This is a genomic window from Paenibacillus sp. CR_12 (assembly GCF_041953985.1).
In the GTDB taxonomy this organism is placed as follows: domain Bacteria; phylum Bacillota; class Bacilli; order Paenibacillales; family Paenibacillaceae; genus Paenibacillus_AQ; species Paenibacillus_AQ lautus_A.
This window is the reverse complement of record NZ_JAVFHO010000001.1, coordinates 52,076-72,069: the sequence shown is the minus strand read 5'-3', so window position 1 is coordinate 72,069 and position 19,994 is coordinate 52,076. Positions and strand designations below refer to the sequence as shown.

The window sequence follows — 19,994 nt, the reverse complement described above, 5'->3', positions numbered from 1 at the left end:
TCCATAATACCAAAAAAAACTTCCATTTCCTACACAGGAAATGGAAGTTTAATAATCTTGTAACCTTTTGAAGCCTGACTGCGAAATTAGGCGAACAAGCGATCCCCATGTTTTTTCTCGTAAGCATCGATTGCACTTTCATGCTGCAGCGTCAAACCGATATCGTCCAATCCTTGAAGCAGGAATTGACGACGGTGCTCGTCGAGGTCAAAGTCGATGTGCAATCCCTGATCATCGGTAATCGTTTTGTTCTCCAGATCCACGTTCAGTTTATAGCCTTCGTTCGATTCCGTCCGCTGGAACAGCTCTTCGACCTGCTCCTCCGACAATTTGATCGGCAGAATTCCGTTCTTGAAGCAGTTGTTGTAGAAAATATCAGCAAACGATGGAGCGATGACCACGCGGAACCCGTAGTCGAGAATCGCCCAAGGCGCATGCTCGCGGGAAGATCCGCAGCCAAAGTTGGCACGCGAGATCAGGATGGTCGAACCCTGGTAGCGGGGCTGGTTCAGCGAGAAGCTGTCGATGTTGCCTCCCTCTTCATCAAACCGCCACTCGTAAAACAGAAACTGTCCAAATCCCGTGCGTTCAATCCGTTTCAAAAACTGTTTAGGAATAATTGCGTCCGTATCTACATTCACCCGGTCGACAGGTGCGACAATACCGTTTAATTTCGTAAATGCTTGCATAAACTTCTCCTCCGTCCTTCTTAGCTCACAACTTCTTCGGCTGCAAAGTTCCAATCACGTACATCCACGAAGCGTCCTTTAACCGCAGCTGCCGCTGCCATTGCCGGCGATACGAGATGCGTTCTGCCCCCGCGGCCCTGGCGACCTTCGAAGTTCCGGTTGGATGTGGAAGCGCAGCGCTGTCCAGGCTTCAGTACATCCGGATTCATCGCAAGGCACATACTGCAGCCTGCTTCGCGCCATTCGAAACCTGCCTCGACGAAAATTTTGTCGAGCCCTTCTTTTTCGGCCTGAATCTTCACTCGGCCCGATCCCGGAACGACGATGGCGGTCACATTGCTGGACACTTTATGTCCCTTCGCTACAGCTGCTGCTGCCCGCAAATCCTCGATGCGTCCATTCGTGCAAGAACCGATGAAGACATAGTCGATCGGAATCTCGGACATCGGAGTCCCTGGCACAAGCGCCATGTATTCCAGCGCCTTCTCCGCTGCCTTGCGCTCGTTCTCGGTCTTGAAGTCTGCAGGGTTAGGAACCGTCGAGGAAATGTCGGTACCCATTCCCGGGCTCGTTCCCCAGGTTACTTGAGGGATCAGCGTTTCCACGTCGAATTCAACCACCACGTCGAACTCGGCGCCTTCGTCTGTCACAAGCTCTTTCCAAGCTGCTACAGCGGCATCAAAAGCTTCGCCCTGCGGAACATATTGACGTCCGCGCAAATATTCAAACGTCGTTTCATCCGGAGCGATCATGCCCGCTCTGGCTCCGCCTTCAATGGACATGTTGCACACCGTCATACGCTCTTCCATCGACAACTCGCGGATGGCTTCGCCCGTATATTCGATGACATAGCCTGTTGCAAAATCGGTTCCGTACTTCGCAATGACGCCAAGGATCATGTCCTTCGCCGTTACGCCCGGATTGCGGCGACCAACAAAACGAACTTCCATGGTTTTCGCTTTGGCCTGCTGCAAACATTGGGTTGCCAGGACGTGCTCAACCTCGCTCGTACCGATACCGAACGCCAGCGCACCGAATGCGCCGTGAGTGGATGTGTGGCTGTCGCCGCACACAATCGTTTTGCCGGGATGCGTCAAGCCAAGCTCAGGGCCCATAACGTGCACTACGCCTTGGTCAATCGTGTCCAGATCATACAGGGTAACGCCAAAATCCTGACAGTTCTTGGTCAGGGTGTCGATTTGCTGCTTCGAAATCGGATCCGTGATGTTAAAACGGTCTTTCGTTGGTACGTTGTGATCCATCGTGGCGAAGGTAAGTTCCGGGCGGCGCACTTTGCGGCCGCTGAGACGCAGACCTTCGAATGCCTGAGGGGAAGTCACCTCGTGGACCAAATGCAGGTCGATATACAAAATACCCGGCTTGCCTTCTTCCTGATAAATCACGTGGTTATCCCAAATTTTTTCGAACATTGTCTTCTTACTCATCATAATCACCCCATTGTTCTTTACGTCCATGAGAAGATAATTGCTTGAGTCCCTTATCCCTATTGGGAAGGCCTACAACGCATCATCTTTACGTTGATAGTAATATATCATTTCCTTCTTCATTGTTCCAAGATATAATATCTATAGATGTAATAGGATTCAGCTATAACGGAGTGATGCTTACATGGAATTGAGACAACTGCAATATACGCTGCAAATCGCGGCGGACAAAAACTTTTCGCGCGCCGCGGAGAAGCTTCATATCGCCCAGCCTTCCCTGAGCCAGCAGCTCTCCAAGCTGGAGAAAGAGCTCGGGGTGCTGCTGTTCCAGCGCAATACGAGCAACGTCGAGCTTACCCATGCCGGTGCCAGCTTTGTCGAGCATGCGCAGAAGATCATGGACGCCGTCGAGCAGCTGAAACAGGAGATGTCGGACATCTCCCAGCTACGAAAGGGAAAAGTCGTCGTGGGCAGCATGCCGATAACCGGCTCTCATCTGCTGCCCCGAGTTTTGCCTGCTTTCAAAAAAGGATATCCGGATATCGAAATCACCCTTTTGGAGGACTCCTCCGTGAATCTGGAGAAGCTGACGGCCAGCGGCAAGGCGGATCTCAGCCTGCTTGCGCTGCCCCTGGCGGAGCCGTCCTTGTCCTGGATTCCGATCGGCGAGGAAATGATCGATTTGGCGGTTCCTCCCCAGCACCCGCTTGCGCTGCGGGCGGCCTCCGATCCCGTACGGCCCATTACGATCGACGAAATCCGGAACGAAGCGTTTGTCGTGCTCAAGAAGGGTCAGGGCTTCCGGAAGCTAACCTTCGATATATGCCGGGAGGCCGGCTTCGAGCCGAACGTTGTATTCGAGAGCAGCAACATCGAAACCCTCCAGTCTCTGGTCGCTACCGGGATGGGGATCACGCTGGTTCCCCGGTTCATTGCCCGAGCGAAACGCAGCGAGTTTATTCCGGTATATCTGCCGCTCGCGGATCCGGTGCCGAGCCGCACGCTGGTCGTCGCTTACCGAAACGGCCGGTATTTGTCCAAAGCGGCGGATGCGTTCATCGACACGTTCAAGCAGGTCATGGACAAGCTTGTGGTAGAAGGCGTTCAAGATAAATAATCGCAAATGAATGCAGTTTAAAACGAATAATAAGCAAAGAGGCACAGCCATCGTCGAACGACAAACGGCTGTGCCTCTTTTTCTTTTTTACCTGAAAGCCAAAAGATTACCCATGATCATCATAAACCGAACCCTATTTGCGCAAATTATGCTGGTCGATCATTCGGTTCTGTTCGTCCGCGGTACGGGACTGATCCTGAATCGATTCGTTTTTCCCGTTCCCGCCTCCGGCTACGCTCTCAACAAAATTGCGGAACTGCTCTTTCTGTTCTTGTTCCTGTTCATTGTTTCGGCTGTCGAATTGGTTGTTCTCTGCCATGATTCAAAGCCTCCTCTCAGACGGATTACCCATAGTATACCCGCCGCTGCCCAGATGAAACTTCATATTTGGAGGTTTGGATCTTACATGTTCTATTGGACATACAAATGAGGCCGACGGTCCTCAAAAACCGGTATGCGTCCTCTCACTTCATCCGTGAGCTTGCAATCCAGCGTGCCTGTCACGATCGTTTCCCGCTCATCCCCTTCGGCGATGATCTCGCCCCATGGGTCAATGATCAAGGAATGACCGAAAAAGTCCGTTTCGCCGCTGGTTCCTACGCGATTGCAGGCAACGACATACATTTGGTTCTCGATCGCCCTGGCGATGAGCAGCGTTCTCCAATGATGCAGCCTCGGATGGGGCCATTCCGCAGGCACGAACAGCACTTGAGCGCCGCCGAGCGCGAGGGTGCGGGACAATTCTGGGAACCGGATATCGTAACAGATCGACGCGCCCGCCTTCATTTCTTCCAGTTCAAAGGTTACGGTATGCTGTCCGGCTTGCAGGAACTTCTCTTCGTCCATCAGGCGGAACAAATGGATTTTGGAATATTTGGCGATCTGCTCCCCGTTCCGGTTAAAGACGTACATGCTGTTATAAATCCGGTCATCGATCCGTTCGGCTACAGAACCGCCGACGACTTGGATGCGGTGCTTTCGAGCAAACTCGCTCAGCATCGAAGAGGTTTCTTGCCCCATAGGGTCGGCGAGCTCTTGGATCCGGTCCAGCGCATATCCGGTATTCCACATCTCCGGCAGCACGATCACGTCCGGCTTATGGTTCGCCGCTGCCGCCTTCTCCATCATGCCGAGCATGTTATCCATGTTGGCCTGGACGTTGCCTATTTCAATGTCAGCTTGAATAAGTGCGATATGAAGCTGAGCCTTTGTTTCTCCAGTCATCTTGCAGCCTCCCGTTGTTTGAGTTGAATCCAAGGGCGGCCTCCATGCGATCATGAAACGCATGAGCCGATTCTTCTATCCAGGGTTCAACCTTCTCTTATATGTCATCATCATAGCCTCTCCAGCGCCGCTGCTGCAACACCCTAGCCCCATTTCCCTCTATACACCCCTGATAAATCGTGTTAAATTAATCCTAATTGTTTTCCATTATAGACGTATTTAGAGTGTAATCAGATAACGGAGTGATGAACCAGCAATGAACAAAAAGCCAGACGTTTTCCACATAGAGCCGGCCGAGATCATGGCCCAGCTGCCTACGCAATTTTTCGCGACCCTGGTCTCCAAGGTAAACCGCCAAGTGTCTCAAGGGCATGATGTAATCAATCTCGGGCAGGGAAATCCCGATCAGCCCACGCCGCCTCATATCGTATCGAGCCTGAAGGAGGCGGCCGACAATCCGCAGTTTCACAAATATTCGCCTTTTACCGGCTTTTCCTTTCTGAAGGAAGCCATCGCGCATCGATACAAGGAGGACTATAACGTCGATCTGGATCCGGAAACGGAAGTCGCCATTCTGTTCGGGGGAAAAACCGGGCTGGTGCAGCTGCCGCAAATCCTCCTGAATCCCGGGGATGTCTGTCTTGTCCCAGACCCGGGTTACCCGGATTACTGGTCAGGCGTTGCTCTCGCCCGCGCGCAAATGAAGTTCATGCCGTTAACCGCAGATAACCGCTTCCTTCCCGACTATGGCGCTATATCGCCTGCAGACCGGGAAAAAGCGAAGCTGATGTTCCTGAATTACCCGAACAACCCGACATCCGCCGTCGCTCCTTTATCCTTCTACGAGGATACGGTGGCATTCGCCGCCGAACACGGGATCGTGGTAGCCAGTGACTTTGCATATGGGGCGATCGGTTTTGACGGAGACCGTCCGGTCAGCTTCCTGCAAGCGGAAGGCGCCAAGGAGGTGGGCGTGGAATTCTACACCCTCTCCAAAACCTACAATATGGCAGGATGGCGCGTCGGCTTCGCCCTGGGGAACCGAAACATCATCTCGCTGATCAATATGCTGCAGGACCATATCTATGTCAGCCTGTTCGGCGGCATCCAAGCGGCTGCTGCTGCGGCTCTCACCTCGTCGCAGGACTGCGTCGACCAACTGGTGTCGCGCTACCAGTCGAGAAGGGATGCCTTCTTCGGCGCCCTGTCCGAAATCGGGTGGCAAGCCCCGAAACCGGCCGGCTCCTTCTTTAGCTGGCTGCCCGTGCCGAAGGGATACACCTCGGTATCCTTTGCCGACTTGCTGCTGGAGGAGGCCAAGGTGGCCGTCGCGCCTGGCGTAGGCTTTGGGGATCACGGCGAGGGGTATGTCCGCGTCGGCCTGTTAAGCAGCGAGGAACGAATGCGGGAAGCCGCCTACCGGATTGGCAAGCTGAACCTGTTCGGCTAACCTAATTCCTTTTGAAAAATCAAAAACGATGTGCTATTCTTGCAATAACAATCGAATGCAGTTTCCCAAACGCAAAGACGGGACCAGTACGAAAGCATGCGGCACGATGATCAGAGAGCAAATTCCATGGGCTGAAAGAATTTGCCGTGACCCCTTTCCGAATCCTACCCCCGAGCGGCCTGGCTTGCCAGGACAGCGCCTTCTGTTACAGGGCCAAAGCCGGATGAGCTGCGCTCATCAATAAAGGTGGTACCGCGGAAGTCCAACTTTCGTCCTTTCTCATACAGGACGAAAGTTTTTTTATTTTCAGGGAAATGGATTCGTAACAGCCGTTCCTACCATCATAAATACAAGGAAGTGATCACGATGCTCTCGCGCATCGTCGTAAAGATTGGAAGCAGCTCCCTAACGACAGACGAAGGCGGACTTAATCTGGATTCGGTCGCGTTTTTTGCCGGGGAACTTGCCGGGCTCCGCGAGGCCGGCCATGAAGTTCTCCTCGTGACCTCCGGAGCCGTCGCAGCAGGGTTTAGGGAGATCGGGTACGAGACGAGGCCCAAGCTGCTCCATGAGAAGCAAGCATCCGCTGCATTGGGCCAAGCGCTGCTCATGCGGGCTTACCAGAATGCGCTGGCCTCCCATCAACTGAAAGCGGCCCAGATTCTGTTGACGAGAATGGACTTTGCGAACCGCAAACGCATGAACAACGCCAGCATGACGATTACGGAGCTTTTGAAGCAAGGCGTCATCCCCATCATTAACGAGAACGACACGGTTTCGATTGACGAGCTGAAATTCGGCGATAACGATACGTTATCCGCACTGGTCGCCAACCTGGTCCGCGCTCAGCAATTAATCATCCTGACCGATACGGACGGCTTATACACGGCCGATCCGCGCAAGTCGCCGGATGCCATAAAATACGAGGAAATTCATGACATTACCGATGAAATTTACAGCATGGCGGGAGGGGCCGGCTCCAGCGTCGGAACCGGCGGCATGCGCTCGAAGATCGATGCCGCCAAAATCGCCACCCGCGGCGGCGTTCCCGTATTCATCGGCAAAGCCAACGAGCCCGGCGATCTGGTGAAAGCATTGGGGCACAGCGGCAAAGGTACGTATTTTGCCACTCACCTGTCGGCCCTGCCTGTGAAAAAGCAATGGCTCGGCTTTATGTCCTCGCCGCTGGGTCGGATCGTAGTCGATCCCGGTGCCGAGAAGGCGCTGATCCACGGGGGGCACAGCCTCCTTCCCGTTGGCGTTAAACGGATCGAAGGCAGTTTCCATGCAGGCGATGTGGTTGAAGTCGTCAATATGGACAACGTAAGGCTCGGCAGAGGCATCGTCAATTACGACGAGGACCAGCTGCAGGCCGTGCTCGGATTGCCGAGCAGCCAAGTCATCGGTATTATCGGCGAAATCCATCGGCTCGAGGTTATTCACCGCGATGAATGGATTACGTTAAAATAGTCCGTATCGCATTCCGAAGTTATTTCTTTTAATCACCTATACGAAGGAGGAATCATTATGAGTGAGGTACGCAATAAAGCTCAGCTCGCCAAGCAGGCTGCATTTCGTCTTGGCAGACTGAGCACGGAGGAGAAAAACCAGGCGCTGCTGATCATGGCCGACGCCCTGATCCAGCGGACGGCAGATATCATGGAAGCCAACGCAGAGGATCTTCGGCGCGGGAAGGAACTTGGCACCTCTGCTTCCCTGCTGGATCGGCTGGCACTGAACGAAGCCAGAATCGAGGGCATTGCCGAAGGGTTGCGCCAAATCGTGGAGCTGCCGGACCCGATCGGCGACACCTTGGAAACGATCGATCGTCCGAACGGACTGAACATCGTGAAGAAACGCGTTCCCCTTGGCGTGATCGGCATCATATATGAAGCACGTCCCAATGTGACGGTCGATGCCGCCGGGCTGTGCTTGAAGACGGGCAATGCGGTCGTCCTGCGGGGCGGATCATCCGCCCTCTCCTCCAACCGCAAAATCATCGAAGTGCTTCACGAAGCTATGGAACGCACTGCGCTGCCTAAAGAAGCGCTTCAGCTTATCGAGGACCCGAACCGCTCCTCCGTGGATGAAATGCTGAAACTGAACGGACTGCTGGATGTCATCATCCCGCGCGGCGGCAGCTCCCTGATCCAGAACGTCGTGATGAACGCCACCGTGCCGGTCATCGAAACCGGGGCGGGCATATGCCATACGTACCTGGACGCATCGGCACGGCCGGACATGGCCGCCGCCATCAGCATCAATGCCAAGGTGCAGCGTCCTTCGGTCTGCAATTCCATGGAAACCCTGCTCGTCCATGCGGAGTATGCCAAATCGCACCTGACTTCGCTGGCCGAAGTTTTCCGTGAGCGTAACGTCGAGCTGCGCGGATGCGAGCGAACCCTGGAATATATTCCTTGGGCTGCCGTCGCAACATCCGAGGATTACGCGACAGAGTATAACGACTATATTTTGAACATTAAAATCGTGGACCGCTTGGATGAAGCCATCGAGCACATTTCGGTATATGGCACGAAGCATTCCGAATGCATCGTAACGGAGAACGAGGATCATGCGGAGCGTTTCCTGCAGGAAGTAGACGCAGCGGCTGTCTATCATAACGCTTCGACCCGCTTCACCGACGGCTTTGAATTCGGCTTCGGCGCCGAAATCGGGATCAGCACCCAGAAGCTGCATGCCCGGGGACCTATGGGGTTACCCGCGCTTACTTCCTCCAAATATGTTATTATCGGTAGTGGTCAAATACGCGAATAAATCATTCATCCCAAGCCATGAAGGAGGAACAAAACGATGTGCCAATCCCCGCAGAACCGACCTTTAATAGATAAAGCAATCACCTTCTACGGCGCAGGCTCGATGGCCGAAGCGATCGTACGAGGATTAGTGAGCCGTTCTGTCGTGCTTCCCGAGAATATTACGATGCTGAACCGTAGCAACGCCCAGCGCCTTCTGGAACTGAGCGAACGGTACGGCGTCCAGATCAACAACGACGAGGCCGCCAAAATCGAAATTTTGAAAACCTCGCCGGTGATCGTGCTGGCCATGAAACCGAAGGATGCCGCCAAAGCGCTGAAAGAACTGGGACCCAAGCTCTCCAGCGACCAATTGATCATCTCCGTGATCGCCGGACTTTCGATTTATACGACGCAGACGCTGCTGGGAAACCAGCAGCCCATTGCTAGAACGATGCCGAATACATCCGCTTCGATCGGGCTTGGTTCAACGGGCATTGCGTTCTCGAAGGAAATCAGCGAAGAACAGCGTCAGCTCGTGCTGACTTTGTTCGAGGCAGTCGGCCACGTGACGGTCATCGAAGAAGAGAAGATGGACATCCTGACCGGGATATCCGGCAGCGGCCCGGCTTACTTCTATTACATGATGGAAGCCATGACCGCAGCGGGAATCCGCGGCGGCCTGACGCCGGAGCAAAGCCGCGAGCTGACGCTTCAAACCATTTTGGGCGCCGCCCGCATGGTCCAGCAGACCGGGGAACAGCCGTCGTCGCTGCGCGCGAAGATTACATCGCCGAACGGATCGACGCAAGCTGCCCTGGAAACGCTCGACAAAGGCGATTTCTTCGAAACGGTCATTGCCGCCGTAAACCGCTGCGCTGAGCGCTCCAAAGAAATGGGCGCCATGCTGAAGGAGCAGATCTCATGAGCCGCTGTATTGCAACGTACCGAATTTATGACGACCAGGCGGATTTCCGTAAGAAAGCGACCTCCATTGCCGTTGGCATGACGGTTGGCAGCTGGACCGAGCTGCCGCAGGCCAAACGCGAAGCCATGCAGAAACATCTTGGCGAGGTCGTTGACATTCAGGTTCACGAGGGCTGGGAGCCGGGCAGCCGTTATGCGGATGTCAGCATCGCTTACCCGGACATCAATTTTAGCCGGGATATTCCTGCCCTGCTGGTGACCGTGTTCGGCAAAATCTCCATGGACGGGCGCATCAAGCTGACGTCCCTGGATCTGTCTCCCGACTTCCTGAGTGCATTTCCCGGACCGAAGCATGGCATCGACGGCATCCGAAGCCATCTCGGCGTCCATGACCGTCCGCTGCTCATGAGCATCTTCAAATCGGTGATCGGACTGAATGCGGACGAGCTCAGAGCCCAATTTATCCGCCAGGCGCTCGGCGGCGTGGATCTGATCAAGGATGACGAAATCCTGTTCGAGAACGACCTCACCCCGATTGAAAAACGGGTCAGTATGTGCATTCAAGCCGCTGCGGACGTCGAACAGCAGACGGGCAAAAAACTGCTGTACGCAGCCAATTTGACCGGCCGTACATCGCAGCTGCGCGAGCAAGCATTGCGCGCGATCGATGCAGGCGCCAATGCCCTGCTCTTCAATGTCCTGTCCTACGGGTATGACGTCCTGCACGAGCTGAGCAGCGATCCGGAGATTACGGTACCCATCGCGGCTCACCCAGCGCTTGCCGGCGCCATCTATCCTTCTCCGCACTATGGGATTGCGGCACCTGTGCTGCTCGGCCAGCTGATGCGGATCGCCGGAGCCGATCTGGTGCTCTTCCCTTCTCCTTACGGCTCCGTCACGATGCCGAGGGAAGAGAATCTCGCCATTCGCGACGAGCTGCATAGCGCTAAGCTTGGCGTGAAGCGAAGCATGCCGGTACCGTCCGCGGGAATTCATCCGGGACTCGTTCCGCGCATCATCCGGGATTTCGGCACCGATGTGGTCGTTAACGCGGGCGGCGGAATCCACGGTCATCCGATGGGAACCGAAGCGGGCGGCAAAGCCTTTGTACAGGCGATTGAGGCAACGATGAAATCCGTGCCGCTTGCCCACTATGCCGAAGAGCACGAAGAACTGAAAGCCGCACTGGACATCTGGGGAGGAGAAGCATGACATCAGGAGCAAAACAGCCGATTATTTTTTGCGATTTCGACGGAACTATCACGAACAACGATAACATCGTTGCCATCATGAAACACTTCAAACCGGAAGGCTTCGAGCCGATCATGCAGGATACGGTTGACCGCACCATTTCAATTCGGGAAGGCGTTGGCCGCATGTTCGCCCTCTTCCCTTCCTCCATGAGAGAAGAAATTACCGAGTATGTGCTGAGCCATGCCGGGTTACGGGAAGGCTTCGCAGCGTTCCTTGACTATTTGAAATCCGAGCAGATCGAGTTCTATGTCACAAGCGGCGGCATCGATTTCTTTGTCGATCCTCTGCTGAAGCCTTTTGGCATTCCGGCGGACCATATCTTCTGCAACGGTGCCGATTTCGAAGGGGATCGCATTGAGATTACCTGGCCGCATCCTTGCAAGGAATCCTGCCATAACGACTGCGGCATGTGCAAGGTTACGGTGATGGACCGTTTTCCAGCCGACCGATATTACCGGATTCTCATCGGTGACAGCCTTACCGATTTTGAAGGCGCCAAGCAGGCCGACCTGGTCTATTCCCGCTCCACGCTCACCGAGCAGTGCAAGAAGCTTGGCGTGTTTCATGTACCATTCGAGACATTTACCGATATTCAGAACGACATGAAAGACAAGTTTACGCAGGAGGTGCTGTAAGTGGCATTTTCAGATATCCAGCTCGAACAGAAGCAGGCTGCGCTGCAGGAACTTAGAGGAATCAAGGAACTGTTTGCATCCAGAAACTGGTTCCCGGGTACCAGCGGCAATCTTTCTGTCCGTGTTGGCGAATTCCACCCGGAGCAGTTTTATTTTGCCGTCACGGCCAGCGGAAAAGACAAATCCGTACATACGCCGGAGGATTATCTCTTTGTGGACCAGAACGGTGTCCCTTGCGAAGCAACCGGCTTAAAGCCCAGCGCGGAAACTTTAATCCACTGTGAAATCTACCGGAAAACCGGCTGCGGCGCCATTTTCCATGTGCACACCATCGACAACAACCTGATAAGCGATTGGTATGGTGAACAAGGTTACGTGCCTGCCCAAGGAATCGAGCTGATCAAAGCCTTTAACATTTGGGAAGAGGACGCGGCGATCCGCATTCCGATCCTGCCGAACTATGCGGACATTCCGCGGATTGCAGAGCTCGTTCCCGGCGCGCTCGATCCGGCGGTACCCGGCATTTTGCTGCGTAACCACGGCATCTATGCCTGGGGCAAAAATGCATTCGAAGCCAAAAAACATCTGGAGGCTTTTGAGTTTATATTCGAATACTCCTACCGCCGTTTGCTTCTGAATGCAGCCGGTTCCAAGTAATTTTAGCCTTGCGGGGATTGAGCTTAATCAGCCGGATATCCCGCGCGACAGGTCCTGGCACCCTGAAATCCGAACGCTTCGGTTCGGGGTGCATCCGGCTTATCCTTCCAGAGGAGTGTGTAGGGTGCTTGAAAGCTTAGCCATCGGCGTCGTGTTTATTTTGTACGGGTTGGTCCTCTTTTTGATTCCGCCTAAAAGCTCCACAAGTTTTTATGCTTACAAAACGACGTCTTCACTCAAAAATGAACGGAATTTTAAAGTTGCCAACGCCTACGTCAGCTTGCTGCTGATGATTTTCGGTGTCATTCTGCTGCTGATCGCCAGGCTTACCGGCCATTTCATGACGACCGTGATTTCGACCGTCATCGTTTTTATCCTGATTTATATTCTCGTTGAACGAAAGCTAAAAAACCTGTAAAACGATCACAATCGTTTTACAGGTTTTTTCTTTGGAACGCTAAACGCTAGGTGAATCATAGCCGATTCTGATCCTGCTCCGATAAAGAGATCGAAGGCGACGGTACTGGATCCGGCGAGGAGTAGGCATTGACGACAAACAAACAGGTCCCAACAAACAGAGCAATATACAACAAATAATACAGATTCTTGGCCACAATTTCTCCCCCCATGTCTCGTTCAACATTACTGGTTGATTTGCGCACGCTTGATCATCGGTTGGAATCTTTCAGGTGATGATCAGACATTTCAATCGTTGTCGGAATCATAAAATGGACGATTTCCACTCCGTGAATCCTTCTTCGAGCCTGTCATCAGCTTGATTCCTCCTCCGATGAGAAGCACCGCTACGATCACGGTTTTCATGTAGGTTCGGATCCGGTAATCCAGGTGCAAATCCGGAAACAGCGTTTCAACATAAGGCATCACTACGCTCGTAAATACGAAATAGATGCCAAGGATGAGCAGGCCAAGCCCGAGCCAGCGCTGCTGATTTCCAAGGCCTGAGATGATCGGCCGATCCCGGAGCGGCTCCCGGCCATAGCGGCTGACTTGCTGCAAACCATCGAAAAAGGCATAAAACCAGATCAACGGGATCAAAAACAGGAATACCGAGAGCTTAAGCACATCCAGTACATAGATGCTGCCAAGAAATAGAACCATGAGTTGCAGTCCGCGTTTTTGCAAACCCAAATACATTTGACCCGCTCCGGGAAACGCCGATAGCAAGGTGGCAAACACTTTGCTGCGGCGCCCGCTCTCCCGGCCGCTCTCCAGCTCATCAAACAGCGTGCGGTCTATGAGCAGGTCCCCGGCTTGCTTGCGGTGAACCAGCTGTACCACGTCAAACATGCAATAAAGCCATATGATCGGCAGCATGCCCAAAAACAGCAGGAACACCGATTCATGAGTCAACCCCGTCAGGAACACCAGAATCGTTCCAAGTCCGAAAAAGGCGATCAGGAATGACAGCCCGCGCTGCATCAAGCCCAGTTGAAAATGGCCAAGGCCGGGAATGAAGGACAGCAGGATGGTATAAAAGCGCTCGGATTCATCGCTCTTGTCCTGGCGAATCTCCATCGGCCGCCCGAATTCATCATGAATAATCGTGACGGGGGTATAACGGATCAACGCAATGAGTAGATCGAGCATGCTGATCCCCCAGATCATTAAAGCACCGAGAAGTCCCAGCGCAAATACTGCGTCGGAAGCCGACATGATTCCAAGCAAAATCCCGCCGAACAGGCTTCCGAAGAACAGCAGCGGATATAACAGCGCCCGTCCCTTCCTCCCCCAGTAATAATGGCCGAGACCCGGAAGGATATTGAGTATAAAGGCAAAACCTTTACTTCGTTGCGGTTGCACTAAGCATCTTCCTTTCATTTTTCTTATCTGGATAATAGCCGGTCCAGCCAGCCCGTTGTTTTTTCCACCCATTGCTCACTATAGGAAGGCGTCTCGGATAAAGGAACCTGACCGCTAATCTCGCTGGGAAGCAGCCGGTCGAATGCCCCGGTGAAGAGGAACAGCATCGTAATGGACGCCGCTATGGCATAATGGACGATGGCGCGTTCGTACCAGCGCTTGGGCCGTTCCTGAATCCGCAGCGGTGCTTTCGGGGTGTAAGGCTTAATCTGTTCATGTTCCACCACCTGCTCGGCAAATGCTTTCGGATCTGCCATACCGGGAAGTTCGGCATCAAGCTCCGACAGAACCTGCATATAGATCTCCAGCACGCCGTCATCCGTTAACATGAGCTCTTCATAAGAAGTTCGTTCTTCGGGCGAGCCTTCCCCTCTAACATAACGTTCGGTCAGCAGCTTGAGCTCGTGATCCTTGGCGTTCATTTCCACTCCTCCTCCTTCCACGATTTCCGAATCCATTGTCTGGCCCGGTATAATTTCGATTCAACCGTCTTGACCGTGACATTCAGCTCGGCAGCGATTTGTTCGTAGTTTTTCTCTTCCAAATAAAAAGCCGTAATAATGGCGCGGTGATTGTCCGGCAAAGCTTCAATTTTCTCTCGAAGTTCCTCTCTTCTCTCCTTATGTATGAGCAGAGAAACCACATCCTCGTCCCGGGAAGGGAGTTTATCCAGCACTTCTTCATGTTCGCCGGGCAGCTGCTCCGGCGGTTTACGGGAAAGCTTCCTCTTCATGTCAATCGCTTTGTTCAAGGCGATGCGGGTAATCCAGGTCTTAAAACCTTCAGATCTGTACTGGGGGAGAGCTTTGTATACTTGTATGAACACTTCCTGCGACGCATCCTCCGCTTCCTTGGCATCCCGCAGGACCGAATATGCCGTATGGAACACGTGCTGGCTGTATTGGTTCACCAGTTCCCGAAAGGCTTCTTGCTCACCTTGCAGGATGCGCGCAATTAACGTTTCTGCATCAATAACTCTCCCCTCCTTCCCGAATACATAGACGTCAGCTTTATGAGCTGCCCCTGCACTTTTTTCAAAAAAAATATGGATGAATCTAAAAACAAGACCAACACAGCTTGTCCCAAAGTTTGCCCGTACCGGCCAAAACAAAAAAGAACGTCTATCGACGCCCTTAGGAAGGTTACAGAATCATACCGCTAAGGACGAATAGAACGTTCATCGCAAAATGCATGACCATGACGGGAGCCAATCCTTTCGAACGAATAGCTACGCCCCCCATCATGATACCAAAGATGGAAAACAACAGGCAAACGGGCCATGAAAAACCGAGGTGGTAATGGTATAAACCAAAGGTAACTCCGGCGATGACAAGCCCTTTCAGCTCCCCAAACCCACTTACAAAATGACTAAGTATGTATCCCCGCCACAGCAGCTCCTCAAGGACGGCATTGATCAGCGCAAAAGACAGAGCATAACCGGCAAGAGCCAGGAGTTCTGGCTGCCCCCAGTCAATAAAAAATGAAAATACGGCACAAACCACAACCAGGAATATCAGCATAAACCGCCAGGTCGGGTCCTTGAACGGGCCCTTGAAAATCCATGGAAAATAAATCGTTGACCTCCAGGTGCCTTTGGCAAGATAAAGCGGTTTTTCTCTCGTCCGCATTGCCGCGAGCGCAAAGGGCATCACGAACAGAATCAGGCCCAGCCTCGATAGAATAATTCCCCAGGCTTCGTGATCGGCCAACCCATTCTGTATGATTTCACCAAAGGTACGATAAAGGATGTACCCCATGATCATGTTCAGCGCCAGCATGGCTGTATCGCTTATCCGTTTCGAAGGGTTGAACAGACTGACCCTCCTGCACGCGATATAAGCCAGAGTCAAAACGGCCCCCCATATAAAAACCATCGGAAATGAAATTAGCTGAACCCCAATAATAGCCGCAGCCAGAAGCATGAAGCAAACTGTAAAGTCACTTGAGCGTTTCCTTACGGACAAACTTTTCTCTCCCATCCCACACATCGTCTTTTCATTTCATGATACCTGATTCGAGCCGCTTTTTACACAAGAAAAAAGCCACATCAGAATCAGTTCCAATGTGACTTGCTTTTACTTGTTTTTGGTATACACGATTTTTTTGATGGAATCGCAGGATAAACAATACTGAGAAGAAAGCTGGTCAATCGTGGCGCCTGAAGCAAACAGCTGCCGGATTTCCAGGTTTCTTTTTTTCAAATACACCCGGCTGCCCGAGTTTTCTCCCCATTTCTTGCGCAATCCTTCGGGTTTCGGGATGTATACCATCCCGCCCTGTACATATTTTTGCACTTCCTTCAGCAATTCCTCGGGAAGTATAATATCCGCGTTTATATATTTCATGGTAGCTCTGCTCCTTAAAATTAAAATAAAGGTTTTAAGGATGCAAAGTCCAATAGATAAACGGCCCTCTCTACGCGAGGTAATCAGGCGGTAACTTTCTCATCGCTCCATGCAAACAACCGCCGTTGTTCATCATATAGACTTTGCATAGAGCTCATCGTCAATCTTCCCATCATGATCATGATCATGCCCCTCCCTTCACAAATTATGACATTCCGACTGGTTATGACCATTATAACCGATGTTAGGCGAAAAATCGAAGCCTCCGTCTCATCGGCAGGAGATCCTAAACCGCTAAGCTTGCAAACGACCGGAGCATCTCCTCCACCGTTTTGAAGAAATAGGTCGGCTGGCATGCCGTCAGCTCTTCCTCCGAACCATAGCCGTAACCTGCAGCCATGCTGTGTATCCCGCAATTCCGTGCTCCTATTAAATCATGCATCCGATCTCCGATCATGACGGCTTCCGAAGCATCAATGCGGCAGGTATCCAGAACATGCTGAATGATTTCGGTCTTGGCGGACCGGGTGCCGTCCAGTTCGCTTCCGCACACCATGGTAAAATAAGCGGACAGCTGGAAATGCTCAAGTATCGTTTCCGCAAAAACCGCAGGCTTGGAGGTAGCGACATACAACTGTCGCCCTTGCGATAACAGTAAATCCAATACATCGCGAATGCCGACATATACTTCATTTTCATACAGGCCGGTGTCCTTGAAATATTCGCGATAGCTGAGAATTGCTTCCCAAGCCTCGGCCTCGCTGAAATGGTACTTTTCGGTGAAGGTCTCCTGGAGCGGGGGACCGATAAAACATTCCAGCTCGGAAAGATCGTTGACGATAATCCCTTGCTGACCGAGTGCGTGCCTTACAGCTTTCGTGATGCCTTCGCGCGGATCGGTCAGGGTTCCGTCCAAATCAAATAGAATATGCTTGTATTTCAATTCGATCATTCTCCTTCTTTCATGATTCCTAAGTCAGATCCTTAAGCTCCATAAGATCCTTGATCGTATAAGCAGGCCGATGACGGTCGCTTAAAGGGGCGCCCCGGCGATTATAATAACAAAAGTCAATTCCTGCATTCGCTGTTCCTTCATAATCATCCGTAAGCGAATCCCCTATGTACAGCACCTCGCTTGAGTCAACCGCTAATTCCTGCAAAGCAAGCTCAAAGATATGCGGATCCGGCTTCCAGTACTTTACTTCATCCGAAATGATGAAGGAATCAAAATAATGAAACAAGCCTCCTGCCGCAAGACGTTTGCGCTGTGCTTCACCAATGCCGTTGGAGATCACGCCGAGCGCAAAATTGCCGTGCAGGTGCTCCAGTATAAGATCGGCATGCGGCTCCAAATGGGGAGAACTGCAAAATAACCCCCAGTATGTTTCCGAGATCTCCCGGCACTGGTTAAATTCCCGCTTCAATCCAAGGAACGTGTCCGTGAAGGAATGCTCCAACACCTGCCTAATGTCGTGATTATGCTGAACTCGGTTCATCCAGTAATTAAAATTGATCGGTCCGAATGTCCCCCAGAACTCATCCCACGTCAAATCCTCATGCAGACGGTATAACTCCAGCGCCTGCTGCATGCATTTCTTTTCGCTCTGGCTGTAGTCTAGCAACGTGTTGTCCAGATCAAAAATAATGGCCTTGTATCTCATCTCCATCTCCCCCTCCGGCCGATGCTGCAACTATATGCATTCGCTAATCCGGAGGGGTTCTCCTGCTAATCAGGACCTGAAACGGCCGCTGGACCCGGCCGGCTGCATAAAGAAAGTCCCAAGGGCTTAGGTTTCACAAAACCTTTGGGACATGTACATGTGGTTAGTTAATAAAGCGCTCTGCGATTTCTATCATGTTCTCTTTTGTTAGCTTCGCTTTGCTGTTCAATGCGATATGGTAATAAAGATCTTGGGCCTCATCCACCCAAGCCAGGCCTTGATTAAAATAGGCGTCTGCGTATCGAACGTATATCATCTCATGGCCACCTGCCAGAACCTTTTCGACATGGTCCTTATCGGTATAATGAATCTCCTGCTTGGAGTTCATGGCGCTGCGTTTGGTTGCTATTACACTGATCGAGGTTTCCATGTCGCTGCCTTTTACGTAGGATAGCGAAATCGAGCCCGCGCTGGGCGGTTTTATCTCCTTAACGAAAACACTTTTGCTCCCCGTCGATGCTTCCGCCTTCCGAATCAACTCATTTTGAATATCGTAATAGGCTTTTGTCGGTTCTCCCTCCTGAAACAAATCAGAAAGGTCGGGGATAAAGGAAAGGGTTCCTTCATGAAACGAATATTCATTTAATATCCGGGTGGGAATATGGATATCAGGCATTCCGCGCTTGCCGGCTTCCTCTCGAAATACACCCAGATCCCTTAAATGTAACGAACCTGCGTGAAATTCGAGTAAGGTTTCCTTTCCATGAATCTCTCTCTTCAAATCATTGATCTCTTGGTTATGGATATAGTAAGCGATGGCTTGACCGGGAAGGGCCGAGCGAAAGGCTAAACTTCGGGAAGGCGTATCGAGCGAATACAATCGGTCCTGCTTTGCTTGTAATTCCTTAGAGTCCTCGGGTTCCGCTTTGGTCTCCAGCACCACTTTTCCCTCTTTGCTGCGGATCTGTACCAGTTCGGCTGCGGCATACACCGTGACGGACAGCGAAGTCACCAGCAGCAGCGAGGCGGCCATCACGAGCGGTCTTCTATACAAACTCGGCTTGCGTTTTTTGGCCGGAAGTGAAGCAATCCGTTCCATTACCGCATCCCTGACATCAATGACATAACGGCTCTTCGTACGTTGCTCCCTCAGCTTTTCCTCCACGTCATCTCGTTGAAATTCCATCGCGGTTCCCCCTCTCGATCATGCATCCACTTTTTTAACTTTTGGATCAGTCGACTGTAGCGTTTTTTGACCGTATCCTTGGTTTTATCTAGAATTAGTCCGATTTCCGCAAAGCTCTTTTCTTCAAATATCCGGAGAATAAGCAAGTTCCTCTCATCGGGGGACAGTCTGCGAAGAGCGCGTTCCATCGGCTCGCTGATGATATATTTCTGAGCTTCCTGCTCCGCGCTTGCGACATGCTCCTTATCCGCTCTCAGTTTAGGAACGATATTCTGAAAATACCGTTTCCTTCGCAGCATATTCAGACAATGGTGATAAGCCATCTTATACAGCCAAGCAGAAAATGAGGTCTCTGGCATATACGTCTCGAGTTTCTGATAAGCCTTCACCATGATTTCCTGTACGGCATCCTCCGCATCCTGCCGCTGGTTCAGCAGTCTCCAGCAATACATGAAAATCTGCTGTTGAAACGCTTCAACGATATGTACAAAAGCTTGCCGATCCCCGTTTAACACCCGTTCTATGATTACCTCGATGTCCAATTCCTTCATCTCTGGCTTCGTCGGTTGAATGCTCACTTTCGTTACTCCCTCCTCTCATCAGCAAATCATCACTGAAGGTGCCCTCATGATTTATAACACATGACAGCGGAAAAAAGGGACAGCTAGTTTCTGCATTTTGCAAATTTTATTCGTATAAGACCGCATTTTCCATCATGAGTCAAAACGCTTGGAAACGGAATATTTCCATCGCATATAAAAAAAGCACGT

23 protein-coding genes are annotated in these 19,994 nt (G+C 52.0%); 9 read left to right on the top strand and 14 right to left on the bottom strand.

Features of this window, described 5'->3' with window-relative positions:
• Positions 1-86: 86 nt before the first annotated feature.
• Complete coding sequence (gene leuD, locus RB297_RS00395) at positions 87-689, bottom strand: 3-isopropylmalate dehydratase small subunit (protein WP_375119427.1); 603 nt, start codon at positions 687-689, stop codon at positions 87-89.
• A 20-nt stretch (positions 690-709) separates the two neighbouring features.
• Positions 710-2,134 (bottom strand): 3-isopropylmalate dehydratase large subunit, encoded by a 1,425-nt coding sequence (gene leuC, locus RB297_RS00390; RefSeq protein WP_375119426.1) that lies wholly within the window; start codon positions 2,132-2,134, stop codon positions 710-712.
• A 184-nt stretch (positions 2,135-2,318) separates the two neighbouring features.
• Here leuC and RB297_RS00385 point away from each other — a divergent pair, with 184 nt between their 5' ends.
• Positions 2,319-3,251 (top strand): LysR family transcriptional regulator, encoded by a 933-nt coding sequence (locus RB297_RS00385; protein WP_375119425.1) that lies wholly within the window; start codon positions 2,319-2,321, stop codon positions 3,249-3,251.
• A 133-nt stretch (positions 3,252-3,384) separates the two neighbouring features.
• On the opposite strand, the gene RB297_RS00380 is transcribed toward RB297_RS00385, so the two are convergent.
• Together RB297_RS00380 and RB297_RS00375 are read right to left on the bottom strand one after the other, a co-directional pair.
• Positions 3,385-3,570: a hypothetical protein gene (locus RB297_RS00380; protein ID WP_009595149.1), complete on the bottom strand. Its 186-nt coding sequence runs from the start codon at positions 3,568-3,570 to the stop codon at positions 3,385-3,387.
• A gap of 92 nt (positions 3,571-3,662) precedes the next feature.
• The gene (locus RB297_RS00375; protein ID WP_096773314.1) at positions 3,663-4,475 is read right to left on the bottom strand and encodes a carbon-nitrogen family hydrolase; all 813 of its coding nucleotides are present in this window, start codon (positions 4,473-4,475) and stop codon (positions 3,663-3,665) included.
• 256 nt (positions 4,476-4,731) lie between these two features.
• Here RB297_RS00375 and RB297_RS00370 point away from each other — a divergent pair, with 256 nt between their 5' ends.
• The 8 genes from RB297_RS00370 to RB297_RS00335 all read left to right on the top strand — a co-directional run bounded on the left by RB297_RS00370 (position 4,732) and on the right by RB297_RS00335 (position 12,569).
• Positions 4,732-5,925 carry a pyridoxal phosphate-dependent aminotransferase gene (locus RB297_RS00370; protein WP_096773313.1) on the top strand — a complete coding sequence of 398 codons (1,194 nt, stop codon included), beginning with the start codon at positions 4,732-4,734 and terminating at the stop codon, positions 5,923-5,925.
• A gap of 366 nt (positions 5,926-6,291) precedes the next feature.
• Entirely contained in the window at positions 6,292-7,395 is a 1,104-nt protein-coding gene (gene proB / locus RB297_RS00365; RefSeq protein WP_217993017.1) for a glutamate 5-kinase, read from the top strand.
• Positions 7,396-7,452: 57 nt separating this feature from the next.
• Positions 7,453-8,700 (top strand): glutamate-5-semialdehyde dehydrogenase, encoded by a 1,248-nt coding sequence (locus RB297_RS00360; RefSeq protein WP_096773311.1) that lies wholly within the window; start codon positions 7,453-7,455, stop codon positions 8,698-8,700.
• A gap of 36 nt (positions 8,701-8,736) precedes the next feature.
• On the top strand, positions 8,737-9,606 hold the full coding sequence (gene proC, locus RB297_RS00355) for a pyrroline-5-carboxylate reductase (protein WP_015734583.1): 870 nt from the start codon (positions 8,737-8,739) through the stop codon (positions 9,604-9,606).
• Complete coding sequence (locus RB297_RS00350) at positions 9,603-10,817, top strand: 2,3-diketo-5-methylthiopentyl-1-phosphate enolase (protein WP_375119424.1); 1,215 nt, start codon at positions 9,603-9,605, stop codon at positions 10,815-10,817. Before proC ends, RB297_RS00350 begins: the two co-directional genes overlap by 4 nt.
• On the top strand, positions 10,814-11,494 hold the full coding sequence (locus RB297_RS00345) for a 2-hydroxy-3-keto-5-methylthiopentenyl-1-phosphate phosphatase (RefSeq protein ID WP_375119423.1): 681 nt from the start codon (positions 10,814-10,816) through the stop codon (positions 11,492-11,494). The genes RB297_RS00350 and RB297_RS00345 overlap by 4 nt, the downstream gene beginning before the upstream one ends.
• Positions 11,495-12,151, top strand: coding sequence for a methylthioribulose 1-phosphate dehydratase (locus tag RB297_RS00340; RefSeq protein WP_009595132.1), 657 nt, complete (start codon positions 11,495-11,497; stop codon positions 12,149-12,151).
• Positions 12,152-12,275: 124 nt separating this feature from the next.
• On the top strand, positions 12,276-12,569 hold the full coding sequence (locus RB297_RS00335) for an SdpI family protein (RefSeq protein WP_015734579.1): 294 nt from the start codon (positions 12,276-12,278) through the stop codon (positions 12,567-12,569).
• Between the two features lie 55 nt (positions 12,570-12,624).
• Here RB297_RS00335 and RB297_RS00330 read toward each other — a convergent pair whose 3' ends face one another.
• The 10 genes from RB297_RS00330 to RB297_RS00285 all read right to left on the bottom strand — a co-directional run bounded on the left by RB297_RS00330 (position 12,625) and on the right by RB297_RS00285 (position 19,802).
• Complete coding sequence (locus RB297_RS00330) at positions 12,625-12,765, bottom strand: hypothetical protein (RefSeq protein ID WP_009595238.1); 141 nt, start codon at positions 12,763-12,765, stop codon at positions 12,625-12,627.
• A 91-nt stretch (positions 12,766-12,856) separates the two neighbouring features.
• Positions 12,857-13,972, bottom strand: a complete 1,116-nt coding sequence (locus tag RB297_RS00325) for a hypothetical protein (RefSeq protein ID WP_096773308.1) — start codon at positions 13,970-13,972, stop codon at positions 12,857-12,859.
• 23 nt (positions 13,973-13,995) lie between these two features.
• Positions 13,996-14,454 carry a hypothetical protein gene (locus RB297_RS00320; protein ID WP_375119422.1) on the bottom strand — a complete coding sequence of 153 codons (459 nt, stop codon included), beginning with the start codon at positions 14,452-14,454 and terminating at the stop codon, positions 13,996-13,998.
• Positions 14,451-14,942, bottom strand: a complete 492-nt coding sequence (locus RB297_RS00315; protein ID WP_255250451.1) for an RNA polymerase sigma factor — start codon at positions 14,940-14,942, stop codon at positions 14,451-14,453. The genes RB297_RS00320 and RB297_RS00315 overlap by 4 nt, the downstream gene beginning before the upstream one ends.
• Before the next feature lie 232 nt (positions 14,943-15,174).
• Positions 15,175-15,882 (bottom strand): CPBP family intramembrane glutamic endopeptidase, encoded by a 708-nt coding sequence (locus RB297_RS00310; RefSeq protein ID WP_375119421.1) that lies wholly within the window; start codon positions 15,880-15,882, stop codon positions 15,175-15,177.
• A 225-nt stretch (positions 15,883-16,107) separates the two neighbouring features.
• Entirely contained in the window at positions 16,108-16,377 is a 270-nt protein-coding gene (locus tag RB297_RS00305) for a CD3324 family protein (RefSeq protein WP_009595112.1), read from the bottom strand.
• A gap of 286 nt (positions 16,378-16,663) precedes the next feature.
• Positions 16,664-17,329, bottom strand: a complete 666-nt coding sequence (locus RB297_RS00300) for an HAD family hydrolase (RefSeq protein ID WP_213577804.1) — start codon at positions 17,327-17,329, stop codon at positions 16,664-16,666.
• A 19-nt stretch (positions 17,330-17,348) separates the two neighbouring features.
• Complete coding sequence (locus RB297_RS00295) at positions 17,349-18,038, bottom strand: HAD family hydrolase (RefSeq protein WP_255250449.1); 690 nt, start codon at positions 18,036-18,038, stop codon at positions 17,349-17,351.
• Between the two features lie 163 nt (positions 18,039-18,201).
• A complete protein-coding gene (locus RB297_RS00290) occupies positions 18,202-19,224 on the bottom strand; it encodes a DUF4367 domain-containing protein (protein WP_375119420.1) in 1,023 nt (340 codons plus the stop codon).
• Entirely contained in the window at positions 19,188-19,802 is a 615-nt protein-coding gene (locus RB297_RS00285) for an RNA polymerase sigma factor (RefSeq protein WP_375119419.1), read from the bottom strand. Before RB297_RS00285 ends, RB297_RS00290 begins: the two co-directional genes overlap by 37 nt.
• Positions 19,803-19,994: the final 192 nt, after the last annotated feature.